Genomic DNA, 25143 nt, shown 5'->3' with positions numbered 1-25143 from the left:
TCTCCTTAAATCTTTCATATTAATTAAAATGTCATCTTAAATCCCATATAGTAACTTCTCTCTTCCCCTGGGTTAGCTGTAAGTCCTCTATTGTTTTGAGATTCATAGTACTCTTTATTAAATAGATTGTTTATTCCAGCTTTTACTGTAAGTGATTCAGTTACTCTATATCTCACTCCTACATCTGTTAGACTACGAGATGAGTTCATTATCCCTTGCCCCTCTTTACTTCCCATATAAGTATAAGATACAGTAGTATCTAGCTTAGAAGTAAGTCTATAGTTTGCACTTACATTTGCCTTAAATCTTGGTATCTCCTCTAATCTCTCTCCATCTTTGTTTTCAGCTTCCATATATACAAATCCAGAAGATAGAGTTAAGTCTCCAATGTAGTTTTCCATTGTAAACTCTAAACCATTTCTAGTAGTTTCAGCTTCATTTCTAAAGTATTTAGAGTTATCTCCATCTATCTTATACCCAGTTATCTCATCTTCCTTTTCCAATCTAAATATTGATGCTGAGATAAAAGTATTATCCAATACATAGTCCTTCATTCCTAACTCATAAGTAGTAGAAGTTTCTGGTTTTAATACAGAGTTATTCTCTGTTTTTTGTCCAGGAGTAGGAGTCATATACCCCTTTTCAAATCTTACAAATACACTTCCTGTGTCTCTGTATTTGTAGTTTAAAGTTGTCTCATATGAGTTGTTAGTTAGGTCATAATCATTTCTAGTAAGAGTTGTTTTTCCCTCTTTGCTAGTATCATCTCTATTGATATCAAACTCTGCCCACTCATATCTATATCCAGCTATAAACTCTAGGTTTTCAGTTAGATTATATTTATTTAAAATATATGGCGACACTATATCTTTTTGATAGTTGTAGATAGATGTAACCCCTTTATCTGATACTCCCTTTCCTGTAAATTTACTAGATATAGCATCTAATCCTACTATTACAGTTCCTCTCTCATATTTTTGAGTGGCTTTTAATAGTACCCCTGTTGTTTCCTCTCTAAAATCTTCACTACTTGATGTAGATTTTAAAGTGTAAGTTCCTAAAGGTTTTTTATTTGAATCCTTATCTTCACTTAGAGAGTAACCAGAAGTATTACTTCTATTGTACATATTAGTGTTGTAAGCTGTAACTCCTAAAGTAAAATCTTTATTTGGAGTGTACTCATACTTTCCTGTTACATTTTCCTTTGTGATATTTCTATCTGTAGAAGTAAGTCCCTTAGCCTTTCTATTTTGCTCTAAAGTTTCTAATCCATAGTGTTCAGCAAGGCTACTTCCATCTGCCATCTTTAAATCTCTTTGTAGAGCATTTCCAGATGTAGTTTCATTCTCTACATATCTTGAGGCAGATATTCCAAACTTATGTTTTTCAGAAAGCTTGTATTGAATATTTCCATCAATATAGTCACTTGCCCCCTTCTCTCCCTCTCTGAACTCTCCATTATTTTGTCCAGCATAGTTCATTCCAAAAGAGATTTTATCATTTAATTGATAGTTCCCCCCTGTTGAAAACTTTTTGTTATTGAAAGAGTCAATATCACTCTCTACATAACCACCTGTATATCCTCCAGATTTTGTTATGATATTAACTACTCCTCCAGAAACTCCATTTCCATATAGAACTGCTCCACCACCTGGAGATATCTCTATTCTCTCTACATTACTCATAGGGATAGTTTCTAGCCCTAGCCCCTTTCTAGTAGGATTAAATGGATTTATTGCCACACCATCTACTAGAATCTTGACATTGTTCATAGCTGAATCTCCACTACCTCTCATATCGATTACAGCTCCATTCCTTGAATTAACTATATTTATCATAGGATTGTCATCAAGGGCTTCTATCACATTTTTATAATTTTTCTCCTCAATCTTCTCCTTTGTTATAACACTGATATTAGTTGGTTCATCTAATAGAGTAGTTTCAAATCCCATAGATGTGACAACTGTTTCCCCTAAGTGTATACTTTCCTCTCCTCTGGCAACTACACCAGCACAAATTAAAAATGACAGTATTGCTAATTTTTTCATCAATATTTTCTCCCTTTTTCATATACTTTTCACACAGGTTTCATTATATACAAAAAAAATCTTCATGTCAATATATTTTGAACGTAAAAATTATTATTTTCAAAATTAAAAATATCAAATATCTAATAATATTGACTTTAAATATTAATTATAATATAATATAAAAGTTTTAAAATACTTTATGAAATTTTAAGGAGAAATATGTTAACAAAGTTAATTATTACAGTTTTATTTTTTACACTTAACCTTATTACATTTTCTAAAATGACTGAATACCAAGATTTTTCCAGTGAGCGTTCAACTTGGTTTTTCAAAATTGACAAAGAGGGGAAGAATACTATCTTTTCTGATTTCTACCCACCCTTTGACCCCAGTGTAAAAGTTGAAAATTTCTCTCCTATTATGGAGTACAACTTAGATTCAAATTATTATTTTAATAATCAAAATAATCTTATGGTTGAACTGGAGGATTTAAAGAAAATATACGCTCCCTACTTCTCATACTCATTAGAAAAAGATAGATTGAATATAGAGTTTGTGAGATATGACAAGGAGATAATTGGTAACTTAGGAAAGAGAAATACTAAATTAGAATACACTAAAAGAGTTTGGAATCTATCATTGGATATCAAAAAGAGTGTAGGAGAGATAGAGTATTCTCAATATGAAAAGTTTATTGGAGGAAGAAATAAGAAGTTTATTGAACCTACTAAAATTTTAGTAAGAAAGAGATCTACTATCACTCTCTCTAATAAGGATTTTGAAAAATCTGGAGATAAACTCTATATATCAGCCTCTAAAATTATGAAATACTTTGATATAAAAACTATTATTCAAGAGGGGTATCTAGCTTTACAGTTTGATAATATTCCTAGAATTACTACCCAAACCTCTAACCCTCCATCTGCTAAAAATATTTGGCTTTCTGGGGGAGTAGAGAGGACAGATAGAAACTATACTTGGGCTGACTATATGAATGATATTATTGAAGGGAGAAGAAAATCTGGTTGGTTTTGGAAGGGAATATATATCAGTGAAAAGGACAGCTTTAGGGACAATGATGGAAAAAGTATTGACTTAGATATCAATAGGATAGTTCCTCTAGCTATCTATATACCTAGTAATTACTCTCCTAAAGATAGTAGATTGGCTTTTATCTTACACGGAGGGACAGGAAATGAGAATGCCTCTGCATATAGGTTGGCTCAAAGAAATATCTACTTGGAAAAATATGCTGAAAAATATAACTATATACTTGCCTTCCCTAATAGTTGGACACAAAATCCACTGTGGATGCATAGACAAGCTCTGGTATCCTTTGAGAAATCCTATGACTTGGTTATGGAAAATTTCCCTGTAAGTGAGGATAGAGTCTTTTTGATGGGGAACTCTCTAGGGGGAAGAGGAACTTTTGATGTGGCTATGAGAAAACCTGATATGTTTCAAGCTATTGTGTCTACTGCTCCAGCTTGGGGGGTAAAAACTCACAGTCAATGGGTACAAAATAGGTACTCAGTAAAAGATATAGAGAGTGTCCCTACCCTAATTGGTGTGGGTACTGCTGATTCTACTTTTTCCTTTAGAGTGGAAGTTGGAAATAAGGTGGATAAAGGTTGGATTACTAGGGATATTGAGCCATATCTAAAAAATGCCACATATATAACTGTTGAAGAGGGAAACCACACATATAATTGGGGAAGTATCTTAGATATTATCTTTGATTTCTTTGAAAGCAATCTTGAAAATAAAAGTAATCCTACTTCTAAAATCTCCTCTGTTACCCTCAATGGAAAAGAGATAAATGGGACAACTATGATTGAGCTAGGGGATTTTGAAAAAACTTTTGGAGATAGATTTAAGGTGTATAAAGTCTACTCCTATGATAAGAAGATAGAGAATGCTGTAGAATACTACACTATTGTCTCTAAAAATCAAACTCTAAATTTTAAAGTGGGAGATAGAAAATATAGAAAAAATATAGAGCGTTATAAAGAGGATATTGGTAAAAGAGATAAGGATATTGAGCTTCTTGAGAGTGCTCCTACTTTTTCTCAAGCTCCTACTTTAATTGATGGGAAGGTGTATATTCCTGTTAAGGAGATTTTAGAGGTTATGAGATAGGAAGCTTAGAAAAATTAGAAAGTATCTTATAAAATTCTTGAGGTACTTTCTTTTTTTATGTTATAATTGGATTAGAATATAAAAGTAAGAATAAATTTTTACCCATTTAAAAATCACTTTAAGAAAGTTAAAATTACACTTAGAGCAAAATATTATCTAAATATCTAAGGAGAAGATCTATGAATTATTTGAACTATTCCCTTGTATTAAAAAATTATCAGTATTTAATAACTTTTTCAAAAGAAAGAAATATTTTGTCAGAGGTTATTTTTATAATAGAGTAAAATTTTAAAAAGATAACTAAAAATGGTTTGAGTTCTCTGTAAATTATTTTTCTATCTGAGTAGCTATAAAAAAGGAGCTATCGTGGTATAGGAGAAGTAAAGGAAAAGGAAAAAAATTTACTGCAATGAGTATTGTGTAAGCACTAGCAATTGAAAGTAAACTTTTTTCCTTTTATATTATTGAATTATTTTATTTTTTGATTTTAATTTAAGAATTTGCAACAGCCTCTTTTATTAAACAATGAATATATTCTGTTGTTTTATCTTGAGCTTTATGATTTCTAGCTTCTGTTTTATCAGCTTTAAATCTTTTATGTTCCTTTTCATATACTGAATATTTTCCATAACGAGACATTATCTCTTTTATTTTTTCTATTGGTATAATCCCCTCGCAGTTATAGCTTAAGAATATATACTTAAATTTAGCATTTTTTACTAAATGCTCAAATGTTAATACAGATTGTACTTTTGAACAATATTTAGATTTTTGATAGCTATAATCTCTTAAACCAGTTTTTCCCATAATTATAGGCTCATCATATTTGGCAATTGTTTCTAATATATGATAGTTTGAAGAGTATTGTCTATGATTATATGGTGGATCTAAATACAAAACATCCCCTTCTATTCTCAAAATCAAATCATTAATATCATCATTGTATACTTTATTTTCCTTATTGTTAAAATTTACAGTAAGTTCTTTTAGTTGTAATGGTTTAGCTGCTGATTTTTTAATTTTTTTTAAAAAGGCTCCATAGACAGAAGCTGTATTAGCTACTTGGTCAATCCCTTCTAATAAGATACTTATTAAGTAAAAATATTCATTTTCCTCTATTAGATGCTTCTCTTTCCACTCTTCAATCTTGCTTCTTATAGCATCACACTTCATTCCATTCTCATCAGAAAAATAAACTCTTTCAAACTCTTTTCCTTGAGTTCCCCCTAAACAATAATTATTATAGATAAATCCCTTTTCTCCCTCTAAACTTTCTAAAATATTTATTATAAAGCTTAACTTATTTTCTATATTTTTTAATTCTGGGTACTCTCTAACTAATCCTTTAAACTCTAACTCTTTATTATTTTCAATCAAAGCTTTTATAAGGCAGTAACTATAGTAGTGTAAATCATTAGAGATAACTTGGCAACCTAATCTTTTAAAACTACTCCCTACTATTCCTGTTCCAGCAAACAAATCAGCAAAAATTAACTCTTCCCATCTTCTTTTATCATTGTTTGCTAATAATGTTTTTTCAATAGTTTCTTTTATAAAATCACACAATTGAAGCTTAGAACCAATATAATTCATTTTTCCTCCTATTTTTTAGCTAACTTAATCATAAAATTATATCATATTAAAAATTACCTGTAAATATTTAAGCAAAATTGTAACTTGCTATCTCTAGAAATTTGATAAATTTTCAGGTAAAATAGCTATTAGGAAGAGTTTTTTATCTAGTATTTAATTCATCAATCTTTCCTCTATTCTTCCTATCCTCTCATCTATCCTTTTCAAGCTATCAGCCAAATTTTTATTACTCTCTGTTTGTAACTTCAAAAAAAGATTTTTTTCTCTCTCCCAGACCTCCTTATCTATCTTTTTCTCTATCTTCTCCTCTAGGCTTCTACTTTTATTTTCCAGAAGAGAGAGCATATACTTGTGATATCCCACTCCAAAGGCTAAGATTGAGAGAGTAGTTTTTATAATATCTAGCTCCATCACTATCAACTCCTTTATCTTTGACTTTTTGTTTAAAATTTGCTATAATTTAATTACCTAGAACCCGTATGGGTACTTATAAGTTTGATGATTTGAGTTCAGAATATTAGCCCTAATTTTTATTGGGGCTTTTATTCTGCCCTTGAACAAGGTAGACATCAAACTTATAAGGAGGTACAGAAATGACTGTAACAATTGAGCAACTAACTATCATCTTTGATGGTGGAGTAGTTCTTCTAGGTGGATTACTTCTCATCATTGTGATTTGGTTACTTAGAAAGTACAGATAAGTTCTGACCTCACACCCTACGGGGTCTTTTTTATTTCTGTCTTTTCAAACACTATTTTATAAATCTTATCATCAATATCACTATCAGTTCTCTTTACTAGCTCCTCAAGTAATAGGATTAATATTTTTTCCAATACCAGAGTTCCTAAATATTTTATAAGAAAGTTTTTTAAAAAATTAATAATCATTCCAGCTATTTTACTCATTGTCCATCACTCTCCTCTTATTTGACTTTTTATCTAAATTTTGCTATAATTTAATTACCTAGAACCCGTATGGGTACTTATAAAGATAATTGGTTATCAAGTTCAGAATATCAGCCCTAATTTTTATTGGGGCTTTTATTCTGCCCTTGAACAAGGCAGACCAATTATTTTTATAAGGAGGTACAGAAATGACTGTAACAATTGAGCAACTAAATATCAACTTTGGTAATGATGTAATTCTTCTAGGTGGATTACTTCTTATCATTGTGATTTGGTTACTTAGAAAGTACAGATAAGTTCTGACCTCACACCCTATGGGGTCTTTTTTATTATTTCAACTCTATATGAGGATTGTCCCAACCCAATTCCAATAATCAAGGAGTTCTTATAGAACGACTATGATTATTGAGACACAGAAGTTTATCTTCTGTGCTACCTTAATTCTATATGTGGATTGTCCCAACCCCAATCATATCCGAATGTCAGTTTCAAACCTAATTTTTTCCCAGCTAATTTAAAAGTTTCTATTAACTTTTTCCATCTATCATCTTTTGAACTATCAGTATTTTTCCAACCTACATAATATACATCTATTGCTTTTCCCTCTTGGTGCTTACTTATATTAGTTACCCCATCACACTTACTTTTCTTTTCTCTGTATAATTGTTTCTGTCTTTCTGTACTTCTCAATCCTTCTACTACAACAAAATCTACTTTTGAAATAGCTAGAGCATATCCAACTAAAAGGACTAATCTTTCATCCACTCCTTTTAAATTCTCTTTACTCCTCTTACTTGCCTTATACATTTCTCCACCTCACTTATAAAAAAGAGTTGTTGTCAATTTTTAAATTGAAATCTAAAAATAAAACTCCTTAATTATACAAAAAGGAAAAAGTTTACTTTCAATCGCTAGTGCTTATGCAATGCTCATTACAGTAAATTTTTTCCTTTGTTTCTCTTCTATTCCCTTTTCAATTTCTTAAATTATATTCTCCTATACTGGATTATCTTCTAAGTATTTCTCATAAGCTGTAATTAAATCTTTATTCTTAGCAATAGTTAAAAGTTGAGATTCATACCCTTTTTTCTCCTTTTCTACTGCTTCTTTCCAAGCTTCATAAGATTTGTGAGGACAACCCTCTGGAAGTGGTGTCGAATCATCTTGCATACATTGAATATGTGTAACTACTGCTTTACAGTCAAATATATTTGATTTAATAGAAGCTTCTCTTTTTACAGAGTTTCTTAAGCTTTCTAACTCTTTTTTTACTGTTGTTTGTACTGCCATATCTCTCTACCTCCTACTTTATATTATACTCCTGGATTTTGCTCTACATACTTATTAAGTGCCACTAATAGCTCTTTTGCTTCTGCTACATTTCCTAGTGAATTTTGAGCAGATTTTAAATCCTTTTCTACATCTGCAACCCACTCATCATAGCTTTCAAATCTACACTCTTCTGGTAATGGTGTAGAGGCTTCTTTCATCTCAGCAATTTTTTCAATTAAAGTTGTACAGTTTAAAACTTTAATATCATAAGATGCTTCTCTTGAAACTAGTCCTGTTAAATCCTCAATCTCTGCTTTTACTGTATCTAATACTGCCATATTCCTACCTCCTCATTATTTAATACTTATCTGTTTCTTTATAGATATATTATATCTTTTTGAAGTGAGAATTTACAGTAAACCCAAGTGGTGTGGAGTGGTATAGCTTACTCTATAATCAAGATAATTATTAACTCTTTTTTCTTACTAAAATTTTAGTAGTATTTTTTATTTTTCCCCCCTTGACAAACTGAATTTTATGAGCTATATATTATTAGGATTACTACCATACTCCTCCTCTATTAGAATTCCTACGCACTATTCCCAATTCTATTAGAGTTTCTGTATGTCTTAGTCGTCCCCTTTTAATATTTCCCCCCACCCTTCTAGGGGGGTTTTTTATTTGGAATACCTACTCCATAATCAAGATAATACTAGGGGTATATATCACTCTCCTCACTCCTATCTTCCTAGATAAAATCTCCCCATTATTGATTTTTTCATAGATAGTATTGATATGTCTACCTAGATAATCAGCTACCTCTTTAGGAGTTGCCCACTCTTTCCCTAGAGATTTTACTATTCTCTCACTGATAGCCCTATTCACAGGAGAGAGATTTTCCAATTTCTTTAATATATACTCTTCATTACTCATAGTTTCCTCCTTTCAATCTCTTTTTACAGTTCCACTATATCTCTCAATTAAAAAATTTCTTCCAAGCCCTGTCCATTTTCTATCATAGATTATCTTTCCATTTTCCAATTCTGTCTGTTTTATACTCACATACTCTTTATCAGAATACTTACTGCACAATACCCAAGTTCCATTGACCTTATACTGTATCTTATCCTCTTCCAAAAGTTGATTTAGAGCATTGGCACTTTTTAGTCCCAACTCCTTTGCTATCTCAGTGGTAGTGTAGAGTTTTCTTGAGTGTACCAAGTTATTCACTCTATTTTCTAGGGATAACTTTGTTTCCTCTAGTTTTACTAACTCCTTGAGAGCTTCTAGATAGGTTTTAGGGAGTTTTCCTTGAGCTACTTTTAATTTTTTCTCACACTGAATAAAGTAGACTCTAGCCTCTCTACCTCTGCTATTATTTTCCACCATAGATAGCTCCTTAGCTACATCTAATTTTACTGCATAGTCGTATTTTCGCCCTCTAGAGTTTCTTACTAAAATTTTAGTATAATCATAGTCCTCTATAAATTCATACTTTTTAATCCTATTTTCAATCCAATCATTAAATCTTGTGGCAATCCCTAAAAATCTATGTAACTCCCTAGCACTTACAAGCTGTTCCCCACGCTCATTCTCTCTTATTGCTATCAACTCTTTTACCTGTCCATCTCTACTACTTTTTACATCTTCCATAGTTACCCCCTCTATGCTATTTTACTTGTAATCTCCTCACTGGCTTTTCTCATCTTTTCATAGTACTCTACCTTCAGATTTTCAGAAAAAATAGAATTTAAAGAGAACTCTAAATACTCCTCTATCATATCCTCATAGTTAGTTCTTCCCTTCTCGTAGTCATCTAAAAGTATATTGACCTTTGAGCTAAGCTTTTTTCTCAGCTCCTTTTCACTAAATACCTTTTTATCTCTCTCCCTTATCTCCCAATTATCCCTAAGTGCCTTATATATAGCTCCCTCTCCCCAAGCTTTCTCCTTAGCTACACCAAGTACAGAGTTTATTCTCTCAAAGTTTACCCTTCCATTTTTCACTAACTCCATAATATTTCTACAAGTTTCTACTCCCAGTCCATAGTTTTCTAAAGCTGACTTAATCTGATAAAACCTCTCTTTTTCTTCACTAAAACTATTTTCAAAAGAACTACTAGAACTACTCTTAGACTCTATCCCAACTAGATTATCTAGCTTAGTAGTTTTTAGTTTTTTATCTAAGTTATTTATATATAGTTCTTTATTTGTATCTATTTTTTCTCTACCAAGGTGGCAATTTTTTTCCTCCCTTGCTGACTGATTTTTCTCTTCCTTAGAATCTCCCTCTCTATCCTCTTGGGAGTTATCCTTCTTATGAGAAGATAGAAGTTTTGCTATCTTTTCATAATCTAGCTTGAAATATCTCTTCATTGGCATACCCTTATTTTCCTGTAAGAGAATACCCAAAATCAAAAGCTCATTGATACAATTAGTCTGCTTATGCTTAGTTAACCCTGTCATCTTCTCTATCTGTGGTATTGTCTGATAAAACCAACCATTTTTGTCAGCTAAAATCTCATCTGCTTCCACTAGAGCTGTCAAAAAGAAAGCTGTTTCAATTCCAAGAGTCTTTACCAAGTGTTTGTTTAAAATATAGAAGTTACTTGCCATCAGTAATTGCTTAATCGAATTTTTTTCCATATCTCCTCCTTTACAACTCCCATTTTTTTATAATTTTTTACTATTTTGTCTTGATTTTTTTATAACCATCTATTATAATATTATTAATAAAAATATATAGATAAGAATAACTGATTATATATAAATGGGGGCTGATTTGATGAATAACTATGATACAGCTACAAATACACTAGAAAAAAATAGTGAAGAACAAACTAAATCTATTCTTGAGCTTATAAAAAAATTTACTGATGAAAGGAAAGATGATTAGCCTCTTTTTTTTATTACCAATTCATAACCAAGAAGATTTAAAAACTCTTCAACTTTTTTATAAGTAATTCCACTATTAGTTTTTAATTTAGTTAATACTTTATTGACTTCTTGTCTTGTTTTTCCACAAGCTTTCCCCATTTTAGCTTTAGTTCCAAACTGATTTTTTATCTCAGCTTCTACAAAAATATAGATATTTTCCAATTTCATCTCTTCCCTCCTTGTATCCTTTTGTTATACATTTTAATTGTATCACAATAGAGAAACATAGTCAAGAGGATTTCCTTTTTTCTTAACTGTTACTTTTTAAAAAATCTAAAATTTTTTCTATATTCCCTAAATTACATTTTTCTTGAATTCTCTTTATTCCCTATCATAAATAGTTATTCAATAAAAAAAACTCAAGAGTGTCCTTTAAAACAAAACATTCTTGAGCTTTTATATAGCTGTCTATCTAATTTTCACTTACTTTAATTTTTCAATCTCTTTTCTAATAACCTCTAATTCCTCTCTATCCTCTTCAATAGTTCCCTTTTTATAGCTTTGGAATTCCAATTTATCTACAATATTTTTCAAAAGCTCCTTTCTATCCTCCACACTTAGCCTTTGGAAAAACATTTCAAACACCGATTGAGTATCTAAATTTTTTATAGCTGAAGTGACAATATCACTATTTTCTTTCAATCCCTCTAGTAAAAAATTAGGTATATACTCATTTATATACTCTCTCAACAAAATATCTTTTTTATTTGGATAGGTTTTAATCAATTTTTCTAATACATCAAAATTTGCTGGACGTGTCCCTCTCTCTATCTTATCAATATAGGAAAAATTTATCCCTGTTTTATCTGACAACCCTCTTAAACTGTCCCCAGCTTCGAGTCTTACTTTTTTCATCATCTCATTGAAAGACATTTTTCTCTCCTTTCTCCAATGTGTAACATTTTTATAGTCTAATTATACAATATTTTAAAAAAAATTCAAAGAAAAAAGTATCTCTTTTGCTTGACAACTTTATCACTTTTGTGATACGATATACCTAATAAGAATTAATTTAAATTTTTTTACCTTTTGTGTATCCTGTTTGTATACGATATAGAGGAGAGATTATATGATAGAGAAAAAAATAAGAGAGATATTAAGATTGATGAAAGAGTATGAGCCTTTACAGGACTATTTCAAAGTGGTGGTATCTGTCTATGGCTGTGAAATGGTGGTAAATCTTAAGCCTTTTGATTGGGAATATTATGGAGAGAGCTTAGATTCCACTCTTGATGAGGTTATCAAAGATTTGGAAGAGGCTATCCAAGAAAAAGATGAGGAAGAAAGAGAAGCAAAAGAGGAAATGGAGCAGAGGGAGAGAGATTATTGGGAAGTACAAGGGGCAAAGAGAAGGTTTGTAAAATGCTTTTAGAGGTGGAATATGGAAAAAACTTTTTTAAAATTGGATAAGACAGAGCTAACTCCAATAGGTACTGAGAAAGAGGAAAAAATCACTGAAAAACAGAGGAGATATATATTTGTACTTGTTAGAAACTATGCAGATTTGACTAAATATACTCCTGAAGAGGCTAGAGATATACTCACTGCCATATATTGCTGTGAAAACCATCTCTTGCCCTTTTCCCTCTCTGATTGCTCCCAAGAGAGAGCTTCTGATTTTATAGAGTTTTTATTGAGATATACAGAGGAGTGGAAAAGATAAGAGGAGGTTACAAAATATACTCCTCCTCTTGACTAGGCAAAATATTAAAAGGAAATTAGTTGCTACTTACTACCTCTTTTCCATCAAAAATATAAGCTATTTTTATTATCTCTTTTACTCCATATCTCTCTAATTCTATATGGTATTTTTTATCCTCTATCTGCTCTAAAGCTTCTTTTGCCTCTTTTTCTGGGTTACTCTTAGCTCTTTTTAGCTCCAAGATATATCCTGCCTTTGATTTATCCTCTGGAAATAAGATTATATCTGCTCTTCCATACCCTGTTTCCATATTTGACTTTATAGTATAGTATCCATCTAGTGCATAGAAAAATCCTGCTAGTAGCATATGATAAGAGTTCTCATACTTCCTGCTTGTATCATATGAACTCATAACATAGATAATCAACTTTTCTATTGATTTATCTAGTTGTCTTAGATTCTTATCATATAATGCATCTCTTAACTCATCTACTACTCTATACTCTCCAAAGATTATGCTTAAAAACTCATCTTTAAAAAAGTTAGTAATCTCCATATTAGGTATTCTAACTAGATATCTTCCATCTTCCTGTTTTCCTTTTATTGTCAAGTATCCAGAGTATACCATAAGCTCCCATACTTCACTTGCTGATAGATTATTTCCAAATCTTACATTATCTGTTATTCTTACTGCTACATTCTCTTGGTTAAATATTTTTTCAAGAGTTTCTAATCCCTCTGCTCCTGTATGTTGTAACAACTCTTTTATCATAAAATTTGAGCTTGTATTTATCCAATATGATTTTAACTCTTTATTTTTTACAAAATTTAATATACTCCAAGGATTATATATCTCACTTTTTCCAAAGGTATATCCATCATACCATCTCTTTACTTCTGGCATCTCATATCCTACTTGATAATAATTTAGTATCTCTTCTACCTCTTGCTCTACCATTCCAAAGCTTTGACTATAATCACTATCTAATATTGTATAACTTATAAAATTATTTAAATCAGAGAAAATCCCAGCTTGAGCTACTCTTATTATCCCTGTGAGTACTCCCATTTGCAAGTTGGTATTAGATTTTAAAGCTCCACCATAAAAAACTTTAAAAAATTGTAAAATCTCCTCATAATATCCAAATTCATATGCTGTAATAAAGGGAGCATCATACTCATCTATTAGTAAAATAACCTTTTGATTGTAATACTCAGACAGACATCTTATTAAAAATTTTAAAGAGTTGCTATAATCTTCATCTTTTCTCTTCCAAATATTATCAAATATCTCAAGATCTCTCTCATCTAAGCTCTCTCTTATATACTTGAACTCATTGAATAAATCAGAAATTAAAGTCCTAATTTGAAGATAGATGGTTTCTAAATTACTCCCCTTAAGCTCTTTTAAAGTTAAAAATATTACAGGATATTTTCCCTGCTCCTTTATCATTGGAGAGTTTTCTATATATAGCCCATTAAATAGCTTCCTATTTTCCTCTCCATTTTTTATATCAAAGAAATATTTGAGGGTATTCATATTGAGAGTTTTTCCAAATCTTCTAGGACGACAAAAAAGTTTTACATGTGTTCCATCTAAAAGTAAATCCTCTATAAATTTTGTCTTATCTATGTAATAGTAATTATTCTCTATTATATCTTTAAAATCCTCTCTTCCTATTGGAATTCCTTTCAACATAGCTACACCTCTTTTCTTATATTTTTATTATATTATACCATATTTACTTGTAAATCTCTATTTCTTTGTTGGTAGTTCATTTATTAAAGAACTCTATTTTTCAAAAAAAATATTAAACCACTTCTCATCTTCTCTCCCAGCTCTCACATCAGAAGTCTGGAAAATCTCTACAACTCTATCTCTATACTGTGGAAAGCACTTAAAAGTTTTTATATACATATGTACAGGTATCTCTCCAAAGGTGTAGGTATCCATAAGAGTAGGAACTCTTTCTAAAGTTTCCATCAAATTCTTATAGTCTAATTTTACAAGCTCCTCCTGTCTTATACTCTTTCTCTTAAACTTTTCAAAGTACTCTATCAGCTTGAAATTAAACTCGACACTGCACCCCTCTGGAAGTAAAAACTCCTTATCAGTGGTATTTATTACCCCCTTACCCTTTTTATAGTTTCCTGTGAGAAATAGTGGTCTTAGCTCTGCCCCCTTATAGTTTCCCACAAAGTCAAGAACTCTCACACTATCTTTTCCCTCAAATGTTCTAAGACCTCTCCCTAGCTGTTGGATAAATATTGTGTAGGATAGGGTAGGACGTAAAAAGAGTAAGGTATCTATACAAGGGATATCTACCCCCTCATTGAATATATCCACAGTGAAGATTACCTCTACTTCCCTCTCTTTGAATTTTCCTATAATCTCCTGTCTTTTAGAAATTGGAGTTTCTCCTATGATTATCTCACTTTTTACTCCCTGTTTTCTAAAGTATTGATTCATCACTTCACAATGTTTTACACTTGCACAAAAACCAACAGTGGATTTTTTCCTATGCTCCATATATTTTTTAAAGACTAAATCCACTCTTTTCTCTATTACAAGGGCATTTTCCAAAGCTTCCAAATCATATTTTCCACTTCTCCAAGGAATGAGAGAGTAATCTGTATCATCATATATTCCATAATACTCAAAGGGGACTAACCAACCATTGTTTATCTCAACTCTAAAATCACACTCATAAGCTATGTTGTAATCACATAGTTTATATATATCTCCATTGTCTGCTCTATCTGGGGTAGCTGTAAGTCCTAACAAAAACTGTGGCTGAAAATAGTTTAAAACCTTTAGATAACTTTTTGAGCTACTGTGATGAAACTCATCTACTATGATATAGTCAAAGCTATCCTTTGCAAACCACTCATCTCTTAGGTATTCCTTTTAGAGAGGGTGGAGATATTAGCAAAGACAATATCCTTTTTACCCTCTTTTTCTAAAGCATTGAAATAACCATAGCTCCTACTATCTCTATATACAGACTCAAAGGAGTTTCTAGCACCTCTTAAAATCTCATCTCTATGGGCTATAAATAGAACTCTTTTAAAATTCATAGAGTCAAAAACAGCTAGATAGGTTTTCCCTAATCCTGTTCCCACTACAATCATAGCCTTTTTATATCCCTCTTCCCTAGTCTTTGAAAGCTCATAGAGGGCTGGAATTTGAAACTTTATAGGCTCTATTACCTCATCACTTCTCTTCTCCTGATTGTCAAAAATCTCCCCATACTCGCTCTTTTTATACCTCTTCTCATACTCCCTTAACCACTGAAGAGTTAGCTCAAAGCTGTTTCTCTCATATAGCTCTGTAAACTCATCTAGTATCTCCTTCACTTCATCACTTTGTCCACTTACAAAGTTTATAGTTCCACTCTACTCCACTGATTAGGGCAGAGTACGAGATATTTGAAGAGCCTACATATATCTCAAAATCATCTTTTCTTCTGAAAATATATGTCTTAGGGTGGAAAGATTTATTGAGAGGGTTGTCAAAGATTTTCACTCCCCCAATCTCTAATAGTCTATAAAGGGCATTGGGCTCAGTAACTTTCATATAGTCGCTTGTGAGAATCTTTATCCTCTTTCCCCTCTCCTTTGCCTCTTTCAAATCCCTAATCAAAAGCTTCATTCCAGAATCTCTTATAAAGGACACATTCATTATTATCTCATCAGATTCCTGTATAGATTTTTTTAACGATTCATACATATTTCTCTTATTATTTGATATTAACCCATAATTTCCACCTAATTTATATTTTTTACTGAATTTATACTATCCTAATTATAACATATGGAGTTTAAAAATAAAACTACTTAAAGCCCTTCTTAATTAGAAATGAGTCTATCTTTGAAGAGGTAGAAATACTTATATATTTATGTTATAATTTAATAGAGAGAGAAAAGGAGGGACTGGATATGAAACCTATTGGAATTGGAATAGATGATTTTGGAACTATAATAAAAGAAAATTGTTTTTATATTGATAAGACAAAATTTATTGAAGAAGTTGAAGAGAATAAAACACAAGTACAACTTATTACTAGACCTAGAAGATTTGGGAAAACTCTAAATATGTCGATGCTAAAATATTTCTATAACATAGAGAACAGGGAAGAGAATAGAAAATTATTTAGTAATCTATATATAGAAAATTCGCAAATATTCTTAGAGCAAGGTAAGTATCCTGTAATTTTTCTTTCTTTTAAAGATATTAAAGCCGAAAATTTAGATAGTATGTATTCTGAACTTAGAAGAAATTTTTCAGAATTATTTGATAACTATAAATTTTTAAGAAAAAACTTAGATGAGAGAGCAATAGAAATTTTTGATAGTATTTGGAAAGAGAAAATTGGAGCTAATTATAGTAATTCTTTAAAATTTTTATGTAAATGTCTATATGAATACTACAATCAAGAAGTAATTCTACTGATAGATGAGTATGATACTCCAATAATCTCTGCCTATGAGTATGGTTACTATGATAAGATAAAAACTTTTTTTACAACTATGTATGGTAGTGCTTTAAAAGGCAATCTCTCATTAAAAAAAGCAGTAGTAACAGGGATAATGAGAATCTCTAAAGAAAATATTTTCTCTGGACTAAATAATATTAAGGTAAACTCTATCCTAGAGAGTAGCTTCTCACAATATTTTGGACTTACAGAGGAAGAGGTAGAGCAATCCCTAAGAGATTATGGAATAGAGTATAAGTTAGAGGAGATACAGACTTGGTACAATGGATATAACTTTGGCGGAACAAGAGTTTACAATCCATTTAGTATCACAAGTTACTTGGATAGTAAAAAGATAATGCCATATTGGGTAAATACCTCAAGTAATACCCTTATCAATAAGATTTTAAAAGAAGCAAATAATTCAATTTTTAAGGAGCTTTCTAAACTTTTTCAAGGTGGAGTAATAGAAAAAACCATCGATATATATTCAAATTTCAATGAATTGAGAAATACAGAACAGATATGGTATCTACTGACTAATGCTGGATATCTCACACCTGTGAAAGAGATAGATTATGATAAGTATAGCTTAAAAATCCCAAATGAAGAGGTACACTATTTCTTTGAGAGAGATTTTATAAAGTCTTTCTTAGGTGGTAGAGATGACTTTGACAGTGTCCTAAGATATTTCTTAGATGGAGACTTTGAAAATTTTTCCTATGAGTTAGAAAAAATCTTACTGACAAATGTAAGTTGTTTTGATTTTTCTGCTAATGCTGATGAGGGATATTATCATGTGTTTATCTTAGGAATGATGTTGGCACTGAGAAGAGAGTATTATGTTCGTTCTAATAAAGAAGCTGGAAGAGGAAGATTTGACTTGGTTCTTGAACCAAAGGATAAGAGAAAAAATGGATTTGTGATAGAATTCAAAGCTCCAAATAGTGAAAAATCTTTAGAGAAAGAGAGTGAAGAGGCTCTTAGTCAGATAATAAAAAATAGATATGATGTAGAGCTAAGGGAGAGAGGAATAGAGAATATCTACTATGTGGGAATGGCTTTCTATAAAAGAGATTTTAAATTGGTTTGGAAAAAATAGAGAGTTCGTAATCTTTCAACTACTTTTGATTTAAAATTTTTCAAAAAAAACTTGATTTTTTTAAAAAATAAGTATATACTTACTTCAATCATATAAATCAAAGGAGGTCACAAAGATGTTATTTATAATACTTAGCATAATATTTGTCATATACATAATACTCAAGATGAAAAAACTGAATAGACAAATTTTTATGTTAGGTAATATTTCTAGTATCTTTTCGTACCTATTTTTTAAAGAATATAAATTTATTTAATTAGTTTTGGTTTATATTTTTAATGGGGAAAATAATATAATTAAGATTTTAGAAAAATTTAACAGCCTAACTGGGCTGTTTTTTTATTACTAAAATTTTAGTAAGAAAGACATTTTAGGAGGAGATTTTATGCAAGTAACATTTGAGGAAACAAAAACCTTAAAGGAGAAACCAAGTGACAATGAGTTAGGATTTGGAAAATACTTTACTGACTATATGTTTGTAATGGATTACACTGATGAGAAAGGGTGGCACAATTTTAAAATTACTCCCTTTGCTCCAATAGCTCTAAATCCAGCAACTATGGTACTACACTATGCTCAAGAGACATTTGAGGGGCTTAAAGCATACAGGACAAAAGAGGGAAAAATCCTTCTATTCAGACCAGAGATGAATGCTAGAAGAATGATAAAATCAAATGAAAGACTATGTATGGCAACTATTCCAGAGGATTTATTTGTAGATGCTATCAAAACTCTAGTCAACCACGAAAAAGAGTGGGTACCTCACTTAGAGGGAACATCTCTATATATCCGTCCATTTATGTTTGCCACAGAGGTAGCAGTAGGGGTACACCCAGCAAGCTCATACAAGTTTGTTGTAATTCTATCCCCTGTCGGAAACTACTATCCAGAGGGAGTAAATCCTGTAAAAATCTATGTAGAAGATGAATATGTGAGAGCTACTAAAGGGGGAACAGGATTTACAAAATGTGGTGGAAACTATGCAGCTAGTATTATAGCTCAAGAAAAGGCTAGAAAGCTAGGATATACACAGGTACTTTGGCTAGATGGAGTAGAGAGAAAATATGTAGAGGAAGTAGGAACTATGAATGCTATGTTTATCGTAGACAATGAGGTTTATACAGCTCCTATTGATGGAACTGTACTTCCAGGAATTACTAGAGATTCTTGTCTTACTCTTCTAAAATCTTGGGGATACAAGGTACACGAAGAGCATTTCTCTATTGATTTCTTGATGAAAGCAGCTAGAGAGGGAAGAGTTCAAGAGGCTTTTGGAACAGGAACAGCAGCTGTTATCTCTCCTATTGGAGAACTTTTCTACAAAGGGGACAAACAGATTATAAATGATTTTAAAACTGGAGCTATAACACAAAAACTTTATGATACTCTTACAGGTATCCAATATGGAAAAGTGGAAGATAGCTTTGGTTGGACACAGGAAGTGTAGAGATTAAGGGGAGATTTTATGGAGAACTTAGGATATTTAGATAGGATTTTAGCTGAATATGAGAGGAGTTTTGATATTCATAGGGAGTATGAGATTGGGGATAAAAAGATTGATGCCTATGGATATTTTAACTCATACAGTGAGAAGTACCTGCTAGTTAAAGAGGTACAACTCTGGGAAACAAAAGCCTTTGAACATATATTTTTTATTGAAAAAGAGAATGTAGATAGCTCTACACTTGAAGATTTGCTCTCTCTTATTCCTAGCTATATAGAGCCTAATCTTGTAAGAAAGGGGAATAAATATCCTGAGAAAAATCATATGTATAGCTTTATTACTCTAGTTATTCTAGCAGAGAATATATCTGATTTGGAAACTATCAAGAGGGTAAAAAAATACAAGTTTGAGAAAAACTATCTCTTCTCTTTTAGAGGCTATTCCCAAGCTAGAGTAATCTTAGTAGATACAAAAAATAAAAATATATATAGTAACAAATCTGGAAAGACTTTAGAAAAATTATATAAACATCTTATCAAATAATAATTATAACTATTTTGATTTCAACTGACTAAAGAAAACTCAAAGAATTGTGTAATTTATGGAGAGAAGTTAGATTAACTCAGCGAAATCGAACGCTAAAAAACACAACTGTTTGAACGGAGTGAGTTTTGTGTTTTTAGTGAGATAAGCCATAGTTAATCAACTTCTTGGAATATGGAGCAATTCTTAGTTTTCTTTTTAAAAGGATAGTTATAAAAATTTTAATAAAACATCAGGGAGGATTTTTTTATGAAAGGAATTACACTTTTAGTTATCACAATTTTATGCTTTTTAGTGGCTTATGTCACTTATGGTTCTTGGCTTGCAAAACAGTGGGATATCGACCCTAAGAGAAAGACACCAGCTCACGATTTTGAAGATGGAGTAGACTATATTCCAGCTAAGGCACCTGTACTTTTAGGACACCACTTTGCTTCAATAGCTGGGGCTGGACCTATCAACGGACCTATTCAAGCTGCTGTATTTGGTTGGGTTCCTGTGCTTTTATGGATTATTCTTGGAGGTATTTTCTTTGGAGCTGTACAAGATTTCTCAGCTATCGTTGTTTCTATCAGACACAAAGGAAAATCTTTAGGAGAGGTTATTGAGGAGAATATCGGACACAGATGTAAGATGTTATTTACAATTTTCTCTTGGCTAGTTCTACTTTTAGTAGTAGCTGCTTTCTCTGACATTGTAGCTTCTACATTCCAAGGATACTCTATCAATCCAGATGGAACAAAGGTTTTCTACTCAGCTAATGGTTCTGTTGCCACAGCTTCTATGCTATTTATTCCACTATCCATTGCCTTTGGATTTTTAGTTTATAGAAAAAATGCACCTCTAGCTGTATCTTCGGTGGTTGGAGTTTTACTATTAGCTCTTTGTATTGCAGTGGGATTAAAATATCCTATCTATCTAAGTAAAACTTTCTGGTTAGGAGTGGTTTTTGTATATATCTTTATCGCTTCTGTTACTCCAGTTTGGATTTTATTACAACCTAGAGATTACTTAAATAGTTTCTTACTATACTTTATGATTATTGCAGCAGTAGTGGGAATTTTAGGAACTAACCCTGCTATCAACCTACCAGCTTTTACAGGTTGGACAAATAGTTTCAACGGACAAGTGATGTTCCCATATCTATTTATCACAGTAGCTTGTGGAGCTATCTCTGGATTCCATAGCTTAATCGCCTCTGGAACTACATCAAAGCAGTTAAACAATGAGGGAGATGCTAAGTTAATTGGATATGGTTCTATGCTTATTGAGTGTGTATTAGCTGTAATCGCCCTTATAGCAGTAGGAGCTCTTTTCTCTAATGGAAAGATGCCTCAAGGAACTCCAGCTGTGGTTTTTGCCTCTGCTATCTCTGGATTTTTCAACAAATTAGGAATGGGACAGGTAGCAGTAAACACTACATTTACAGTTATCTCTCTAGCTATCTCAGCCTTTGCTTTGACATCTTTAGACACAGCTACAAGATTAGGAAGATTCCTATTCCAAGAGTTATTTACTAGCAATAAAGCTAAAGAGAATAGTAAGGTACAAGGTTACTTAGGAAATATGTATGTGGGAACTTTCATCACAGTGGGACTTGGAGCAGTTCTTTGCTTAGGTGGATATCAAAATATCTGGCCTCTATTTGGAGCTTGTAACCAATTAGTTGCTGTGCCTTGTTTCTTAGGTGTATCTGTATGGCTAGCTAAAAAAGGAAAGAAAAACTTTATGCTTTTAATTCCAATGTTCTTTATGCTTGCAGCTACTATGAGTTCATTACTTATCTCATTTAAAACTAACTTAGCTCTTCTTTTAAATGGAAAGGGTAGCTTAGCAGTTCAAGGACTTCAAGTGGTAGTTTCATTACCTATCTTTGTCCTAGCTCTTATCCTAGTAGTAGAGGGAATGAAAGTTTTATGGGAGCATAGAAAGAAAAAAATGGGAGTGGCTAACTCTGTAAGCAATTAAATTAATAGATAGATAAAAATGAAGAGGTATTGCAATTAAATATTTGCAACAACCTCTTCATTCTTTTTTTCTTCAGTTAAAAAGTAACTATTATACTTAGTCAAAAGAGTATTACATGAATTTAAAAAGTTTTCTCCATGAAGAGTGATTGTCTCTTCAATTAATGAAACATCTCCATTCTTTATTATCTCTATAATTCTTCTATGTTGTTCTAAAATAAATAGAAGTGTTTTTTGTTCAGGAGTTTCTAAAACTCTAAATCTTTCATAATGAGTACTAGATGAAGATATTATATTCCAAATCTCCCCTTTATCTACAAATTTAAAGATAATTTCATGGAACTTCTTATCTAGATTGAATAATTCAACTAACTTTTCATTACAAGTACACTCTTTAATAATTTTCTCAATAAGCAACAGATTTTCATTTAATTTTTCAATTAAAACTTTCTTATCTAAAGGTGAAAGTATTACCAATCTCAATACCTCTTTTTCTAAAATTTTTCTAATAAAAAGAGTATTTTCAACAAGTTTCAGATTAATTTTAGATATAAAAGTTCCTTTTTGTGGAATAGCCTCTATTAATTTCTCCTCTTTTAATTTTACTAATGCTTCTCTTATTGGAGACTTACTTGTATTAAAAAAATTTTGTAACTCACTTTCACTAATTTTTTCTCCAGGTTTGAGAAAAAGAGTCATAATATTATATTTTAAAGTCCTATATATAAACTCCTTTATATTTTCATATTCCCTTTGAGCTAATAATTTCATAACTCCTCCTAAATTTACATAGACATCTTTTCAATTATAACATTTTATTTTTTAAAAAACAATACTCCAATTAGACAATTCCTTTATTCTATAATTTTCAAAATTAATTATTTTTTATAAAACATCAAACTTAAAAAATAAAAAATTGACTTTTTGGAAACAATATGTTATATATTTAAATATAAACGACTAGTCGACTAATTAGGAGGAATAAAAAATGGGAGCATTAACAGGAGTAAGAGTTTTAGATTTAACAAGAGTTTTGGCAGGACCTTATTGTGGAATGTTGTTAGCAGATATGGGAGCTGAAGTGATAAAGGTAGAAGTACCAAAAAAGGGAGATGACAGTAGAAGTTTTGGTCCTTTTGTCAACGGAGAAAGTGCTTATTATATGAATTTAAATAGAAATAAAAAGGGAATAACACTTAATTTAAAATCTGAAAAGGGAAAAGAAATATTTTTAGAATTAGTAAAAAAAGCTGATATTATTTTAGAAAATTTTAGACCTGGAACTATGGAAAAATTAGGATTGGGATATGAGGAATTAAAAGCAGTAAATCCTGGAATAATATATGGTTGTGTTTCAGGATTTGGACATACAGGACCATATAAAAATAGAGCTGGATATGATATTATTGGTCAGGCTGTTGGTGGATTGATGAGTACTACTGGTTGGCCTGGGGGAGAAGCTACAAGAACAGGAACAGCAATGGCAGATATCTTAGCTGGACTAAGTGTAACTATTGGTGTTTTAGGGGCTTTAAATTATAAGTTTAAAACTGGAATAGGACAAAAGGTAGATGTTGCCTTAGTAGACTCTGTTGTATCATCAATGGAAATCATCACTCAAATCTACCTAACTAGTGGAAAAATTCCAGAAAGAATAGGAAATAGATATGAATCTGTATATCCTTATGACTCATTCAAAGCTTTAGATGGTAGCTTAGTAATAGGTTGTGGAAATGACAAACTTTTCTCTTTACTAGTTGGAGTTATGGAAGCTCCTGAACTATTAGAAGATGAGAGATTTATATCAAATGCTAAAAGAGTTGAAAATAATATGCATTTAAAACCTATAATCGAAGAGTGGTTGAAGGATAAAAAAGTAGATGAAACTGTTGAGAGATTATTAGCTAAGGGAATACCAGCTGCTCCTATAAATACTATTGATAAGGTTGTAAATGACTCTCACATTCTATCAAGAGAGATGTTTGTTGAGGTTGAACATCCAAAAGCAGGAAAAATGAAGTTGACTGGAAATCATCTAAAATTTAGTGAGACTCCTACTAAGATAAAAACACCAGCTCCACTTTTAGGAGAACATCTAAATGAAGTACTTGGAAATATATTAGGTTACACTCAAGAAGAGATTGAAAGATTAGCAGATGAAAATCTGTTCTAGAAGGGAGAAAATATGGAAATAAATAACAGAATTGAAATAATAGAAGTCGGTCCAAGAGATGGATTTCAAAGTATAAAGGAGTTTATCTCAACTGAAGAAAAGAAAAAAATAATAGAGGGAATTATAGAATCAGGAGTAAAAAAGATACAGCTTACATCTTTTGTCTCTCCAAAACATATACCACAGATGCAAGATGCTGAAGAAATAGCCAAATATTTTTTAAATAAATATCCAGAGTTAGAATTTTCAGCTTTAGTTCCTAATTATAGAGGAGTTAAAAGAGCATATGAGATGGGACTTAGAAATATAGCATATGTTATCTCTGTATCTGAAGGACACAATAAGGCAAATGTAAATCGTAGTGTAGATGAATCTTTTGTAGAACTAGAAAAAATCTTAGCTGATTTTCCAGATATAAATATTACATTAGATGCAGCAACTACATTTGGTTGCCCTTTTGATGGAGAAGTTTCATATGATAAGGTAGATAGTTATGTTAAAAGAGCATATGATTTAGGTATCAGAACTATTAACTTATGTGATACAATAGGTATATCAAATCCAAAACAAATAGATGAGTTGTTAACTATATTACTAGAAAAATACAAAGATATTGAGTTTCAAGTTCATATTCATGATACTAGAAATATGGGAATGTTAAATTCATATATAGCAATTAAAAAAGGAATTAAACATGTCCAAGCTTCATTAGGTGGTATGGGAGGTTGCCCTTTTGCACCAGGAGCATCTGGAAACTTATCAACTGAGGATTTTGTTTATATGCTAGACAAAATAAATATTGAAACAGGAATAAATTTTAAAAAATTAGTAAATATAGCTAAAGAGTGTAGAGATAATATTAACGGAGTATATAGTGGGCATCAGATAAATATAAGTGATAAGATTAGTTGTAATTCTTAA

26 protein-coding genes and 1 pseudogene are annotated in these 25143 nt (G+C 31.3%); 9 read left to right on the top strand and 18 right to left on the bottom strand.

The window, feature by feature from the left end; all coding sequences use genetic code 11:
- Nucleotides 1-23: 23 nt before the first annotated feature.
- Complete coding sequence (locus FMAG_RS12410) at nt 24-2048, bottom strand: TonB-dependent receptor (protein ID WP_005887192.1); 2025 nt, start codon at nt 2046-2048, stop codon at nt 24-26.
- Nucleotides 2049-2249: 201 nt separating this feature from the next.
- Here FMAG_RS12410 and FMAG_RS12405 point away from each other — a divergent pair, with 201 nt between their 5' ends.
- Entirely contained in the window at nt 2250-4169 is a 1920-nt protein-coding gene (locus FMAG_RS12405; protein ID WP_005887189.1) for an alpha/beta hydrolase-fold protein, read from the top strand.
- 492 nt (nt 4170-4661) lie between these two features.
- Here FMAG_RS12405 and FMAG_RS12400 read toward each other — a convergent pair whose 3' ends face one another.
- The 11 genes from FMAG_RS12400 to FMAG_RS12350 form a co-directional block, all read right to left on the bottom strand.
- Complete coding sequence (locus FMAG_RS12400) at nt 4662-5762, bottom strand: DNA adenine methylase (RefSeq protein WP_005887186.1); 1101 nt, start codon at nt 5760-5762, stop codon at nt 4662-4664.
- Nucleotides 5763-5915: 153 nt separating this feature from the next.
- Nucleotides 5916-6173, bottom strand: a complete 258-nt coding sequence (locus FMAG_RS12395) for a hypothetical protein (RefSeq protein WP_005887184.1) — start codon at nt 6171-6173, stop codon at nt 5916-5918.
- A gap of 306 nt (nt 6174-6479) precedes the next feature.
- Nucleotides 6480-6668 carry a hypothetical protein gene (locus FMAG_RS12390; RefSeq protein ID WP_005887182.1) on the bottom strand — a complete coding sequence of 63 codons (189 nt, stop codon included), beginning with the start codon at nt 6666-6668 and terminating at the stop codon, nt 6480-6482.
- A gap of 432 nt (nt 6669-7100) precedes the next feature.
- Entirely contained in the window at nt 7101-7475 is a 375-nt protein-coding gene (locus FMAG_RS12385; RefSeq protein WP_005887180.1) for a M15 family metallopeptidase domain-containing protein, read from the bottom strand.
- Between the two features lie 189 nt (nt 7476-7664).
- A complete protein-coding gene (locus FMAG_RS12380) occupies nt 7665-7958 on the bottom strand; it encodes a hypothetical protein (RefSeq protein ID WP_005887178.1) in 294 nt (97 codons plus the stop codon).
- A gap of 23 nt (nt 7959-7981) precedes the next feature.
- Complete coding sequence (locus tag FMAG_RS12375) at nt 7982-8278, bottom strand: hypothetical protein (protein WP_005887176.1); 297 nt, start codon at nt 8276-8278, stop codon at nt 7982-7984.
- Nucleotides 8279-8630: 352 nt separating this feature from the next.
- The gene (locus tag FMAG_RS12370; RefSeq protein WP_005887174.1) at nt 8631-8873 is read right to left on the bottom strand and encodes a helix-turn-helix domain-containing protein; all 243 of its coding nucleotides are present in this window, start codon (nt 8871-8873) and stop codon (nt 8631-8633) included.
- 12 nt (nt 8874-8885) lie between these two features.
- Nucleotides 8886-9593, bottom strand: coding sequence for an antA/AntB antirepressor family protein (locus FMAG_RS12365; protein WP_005887172.1), 708 nt, complete (start codon nt 9591-9593; stop codon nt 8886-8888).
- 11 nt (nt 9594-9604) lie between these two features.
- Nucleotides 9605-10585 carry a hypothetical protein gene (locus tag FMAG_RS13465; protein WP_005887171.1) on the bottom strand — a complete coding sequence of 327 codons (981 nt, stop codon included), beginning with the start codon at nt 10583-10585 and terminating at the stop codon, nt 9605-9607.
- A gap of 246 nt (nt 10586-10831) precedes the next feature.
- Complete coding sequence (locus tag FMAG_RS12355; RefSeq protein ID WP_005887167.1) at nt 10832-11044, bottom strand: hypothetical protein; 213 nt, start codon at nt 11042-11044, stop codon at nt 10832-10834.
- A 255-nt stretch (nt 11045-11299) separates the two neighbouring features.
- Nucleotides 11300-11749 carry a helix-turn-helix domain-containing protein gene (locus FMAG_RS12350; protein WP_005887165.1) on the bottom strand — a complete coding sequence of 150 codons (450 nt, stop codon included), beginning with the start codon at nt 11747-11749 and terminating at the stop codon, nt 11300-11302.
- Between the two features lie 196 nt (nt 11750-11945).
- Between FMAG_RS12350 and FMAG_RS12345 the strand changes: the two genes are divergently transcribed.
- Both FMAG_RS12345 and FMAG_RS12340 read left to right on the top strand, forming a co-directional pair.
- Nucleotides 11946-12248, top strand: a complete 303-nt coding sequence (locus FMAG_RS12345) for a hypothetical protein (RefSeq protein ID WP_005887162.1) — start codon at nt 11946-11948, stop codon at nt 12246-12248.
- 9 nt (nt 12249-12257) lie between these two features.
- The gene (locus FMAG_RS12340) at nt 12258-12539 is read left to right on the top strand and encodes a putative HNHc nuclease (RefSeq protein ID WP_005887160.1); all 282 of its coding nucleotides are present in this window, start codon (nt 12258-12260) and stop codon (nt 12537-12539) included.
- A gap of 55 nt (nt 12540-12594) precedes the next feature.
- Here the strand turns inward: FMAG_RS12340 and FMAG_RS12335 are convergent, their stop codons facing one another.
- From FMAG_RS12335 to FMAG_RS13450, 5 genes and pseudogenes are all read right to left on the bottom strand, one after another.
- Nucleotides 12595-14217, bottom strand: a complete 1623-nt coding sequence (locus FMAG_RS12335; protein WP_005887158.1) for an AAA family ATPase — start codon at nt 14215-14217, stop codon at nt 12595-12597.
- A 93-nt stretch (nt 14218-14310) separates the two neighbouring features.
- Entirely contained in the window at nt 14311-15303 is a 993-nt protein-coding gene (locus FMAG_RS13460) for a DEAD/DEAH box helicase (RefSeq protein WP_050795459.1), read from the bottom strand.
- Nucleotides 15286-15390 (bottom strand): annotated as a pseudogene (locus FMAG_RS14175) (DEAD/DEAH box helicase family protein); the annotation flags it as partial. The gene FMAG_RS13460 and the pseudogene FMAG_RS14175, both read right to left, overlap by 18 nt.
- 23 nt (nt 15391-15413) lie before the next feature.
- Nucleotides 15414-15875 (bottom strand): DEAD/DEAH box helicase family protein, encoded by a 462-nt coding sequence (locus FMAG_RS13455; protein WP_050795458.1) that lies wholly within the window; start codon nt 15873-15875, stop codon nt 15414-15416.
- A gap of 4 nt (nt 15876-15879) precedes the next feature.
- Nucleotides 15880-16248 carry a phospholipase D-like domain-containing protein gene (locus tag FMAG_RS13450; protein WP_050795457.1) on the bottom strand — a complete coding sequence of 123 codons (369 nt, stop codon included), beginning with the start codon at nt 16246-16248 and terminating at the stop codon, nt 15880-15882.
- 209 nt (nt 16249-16457) lie between these two features.
- Here FMAG_RS13450 and FMAG_RS12325 point away from each other — a divergent pair, with 209 nt between their 5' ends.
- From FMAG_RS12325 to FMAG_RS12310, 4 genes are all read left to right on the top strand, one after another.
- Nucleotides 16458-18095, top strand: a complete 1638-nt coding sequence (locus FMAG_RS12325) for an AAA family ATPase (protein WP_005887156.1) — start codon at nt 16458-16460, stop codon at nt 18093-18095.
- 385 nt (nt 18096-18480) lie between these two features.
- On the top strand, nt 18481-19542 hold the full coding sequence (locus tag FMAG_RS12320; RefSeq protein WP_005887154.1) for a branched-chain amino acid aminotransferase: 1062 nt from the start codon (nt 18481-18483) through the stop codon (nt 19540-19542).
- 18 nt (nt 19543-19560) lie between these two features.
- Complete coding sequence (locus FMAG_RS12315) at nt 19561-20082, top strand: hypothetical protein (RefSeq protein ID WP_005887152.1); 522 nt, start codon at nt 19561-19563, stop codon at nt 20080-20082.
- A gap of 249 nt (nt 20083-20331) precedes the next feature.
- Nucleotides 20332-22050: a carbon starvation CstA family protein gene (locus FMAG_RS12310; RefSeq protein ID WP_005887150.1), complete on the top strand. Its 1719-nt coding sequence runs from the start codon at nt 20332-20334 to the stop codon at nt 22048-22050.
- Nucleotides 22051-22085: 35 nt separating this feature from the next.
- On the opposite strand, the gene FMAG_RS12305 is transcribed toward FMAG_RS12310, so the two are convergent.
- Nucleotides 22086-22820, bottom strand: a complete 735-nt coding sequence (locus FMAG_RS12305) for a GntR family transcriptional regulator (RefSeq protein ID WP_005887148.1) — start codon at nt 22818-22820, stop codon at nt 22086-22088.
- 217 nt (nt 22821-23037) lie between these two features.
- Between FMAG_RS12305 and FMAG_RS12300 the strand changes: the two genes are divergently transcribed.
- Together FMAG_RS12300 and FMAG_RS12295 are read left to right on the top strand one after the other, a co-directional pair.
- Nucleotides 23038-24222 carry a CaiB/BaiF CoA transferase family protein gene (locus FMAG_RS12300; protein WP_005887146.1) on the top strand — a complete coding sequence of 395 codons (1185 nt, stop codon included), beginning with the start codon at nt 23038-23040 and terminating at the stop codon, nt 24220-24222.
- A 12-nt stretch (nt 24223-24234) separates the two neighbouring features.
- Nucleotides 24235-25143: a hydroxymethylglutaryl-CoA lyase gene (locus FMAG_RS12295; RefSeq protein WP_005887144.1), complete on the top strand. Its 909-nt coding sequence runs from the start codon at nt 24235-24237 to the stop codon at nt 25141-25143.

Origin of the sequence: Fusobacterium mortiferum ATCC 9817 (assembly GCF_000158195.2) — a bacterium.
GTDB lineage: Bacteria > Fusobacteriota > Fusobacteriia > Fusobacteriales > Fusobacteriaceae > Fusobacterium_A > Fusobacterium_A mortiferum.
This window is presented reverse-complemented; position numbering and strand designations above follow the sequence as displayed.

Bases quoted from the DNA above. Each gene is read 5' to 3' on its own strand.
- FMAG_RS12410 (WP_005887192.1), bottom strand. From the start codon at position 2,048: ATGAAAAAATTAGCAATACTGTCATTTTTAATTTGTGCTGGTGTAGTT.
- FMAG_RS12300 (WP_005887146.1), top strand. From the start codon at position 23,038: ATGGGAGCATTAACAGGAGTAAGAGTTTTAGATTTAACAAGAGTTTTG.
- FMAG_RS12405 (WP_005887189.1), top strand. From the start codon at position 2,250: ATGTTAACAAAGTTAATTATTACAGTTTTATTTTTTACACTTAACCTT.
- FMAG_RS12295 (WP_005887144.1), top strand. From the start codon at position 24,235: ATGGAAATAAATAACAGAATTGAAATAATAGAAGTCGGTCCAAGAGAT.
- FMAG_RS12345 (WP_005887162.1), top strand. From the start codon at position 11,946: ATGATAGAGAAAAAAATAAGAGAGATATTAAGATTGATGAAAGAGTAT.
- FMAG_RS12355 (WP_005887167.1), bottom strand. From the start codon at position 11,044: ATGAAATTGGAAAATATCTATATTTTTGTAGAAGCTGAGATAAAAAAT.
- FMAG_RS12370 (WP_005887174.1), bottom strand. From the start codon at position 8,873: ATGAGTAATGAAGAGTATATATTAAAGAAATTGGAAAATCTCTCTCCT.
- FMAG_RS12400 (WP_005887186.1), bottom strand. From the start codon at position 5,762: ATGAATTATATTGGTTCTAAGCTTCAATTGTGTGATTTTATAAAAGAA.
- FMAG_RS13450 (WP_050795457.1), bottom strand. From the start codon at position 16,248: ATGTATGAATCGTTAAAAAAATCTATACAGGAATCTGATGAGATAATA.
- FMAG_RS12350 (WP_005887165.1), bottom strand. From the start codon at position 11,749: ATGTCTTTCAATGAGATGATGAAAAAAGTAAGACTCGAAGCTGGGGAC.
- FMAG_RS12375 (WP_005887176.1), bottom strand. From the start codon at position 8,278: ATGGCAGTATTAGATACAGTAAAAGCAGAGATTGAGGATTTAACAGGA.
- FMAG_RS12365 (WP_005887172.1), bottom strand. From the start codon at position 9,593: ATGGAAGATGTAAAAAGTAGTAGAGATGGACAGGTAAAAGAGTTGATA.
- FMAG_RS12340 (WP_005887160.1), top strand. From the start codon at position 12,258: ATGGAAAAAACTTTTTTAAAATTGGATAAGACAGAGCTAACTCCAATA.
- FMAG_RS12325 (WP_005887156.1), top strand. From the start codon at position 16,458: ATGAAACCTATTGGAATTGGAATAGATGATTTTGGAACTATAATAAAA.
- FMAG_RS13465 (WP_005887171.1), bottom strand. From the start codon at position 10,585: ATGGAAAAAAATTCGATTAAGCAATTACTGATGGCAAGTAACTTCTAT.
- FMAG_RS12320 (WP_005887154.1), top strand. From the start codon at position 18,481: ATGCAAGTAACATTTGAGGAAACAAAAACCTTAAAGGAGAAACCAAGT.
- FMAG_RS12310 (WP_005887150.1), top strand. From the start codon at position 20,332: ATGAAAGGAATTACACTTTTAGTTATCACAATTTTATGCTTTTTAGTG.
- FMAG_RS12315 (WP_005887152.1), top strand. From the start codon at position 19,561: ATGGAGAACTTAGGATATTTAGATAGGATTTTAGCTGAATATGAGAGG.
- FMAG_RS12380 (WP_005887178.1), bottom strand. From the start codon at position 7,958: ATGGCAGTACAAACAACAGTAAAAAAAGAGTTAGAAAGCTTAAGAAAC.
- FMAG_RS12305 (WP_005887148.1), bottom strand. From the start codon at position 22,820: ATGAAATTATTAGCTCAAAGGGAATATGAAAATATAAAGGAGTTTATA.
- FMAG_RS12385 (WP_005887180.1), bottom strand. From the start codon at position 7,475: ATGTATAAGGCAAGTAAGAGGAGTAAAGAGAATTTAAAAGGAGTGGAT.
- FMAG_RS12390 (WP_005887182.1), bottom strand. From the start codon at position 6,668: ATGAGTAAAATAGCTGGAATGATTATTAATTTTTTAAAAAACTTTCTT.
- FMAG_RS12395 (WP_005887184.1), bottom strand. From the start codon at position 6,173: ATGGAGCTAGATATTATAAAAACTACTCTCTCAATCTTAGCCTTTGGA.
- FMAG_RS12335 (WP_005887158.1), bottom strand. From the start codon at position 14,217: ATGTTGAAAGGAATTCCAATAGGAAGAGAGGATTTTAAAGATATAATA.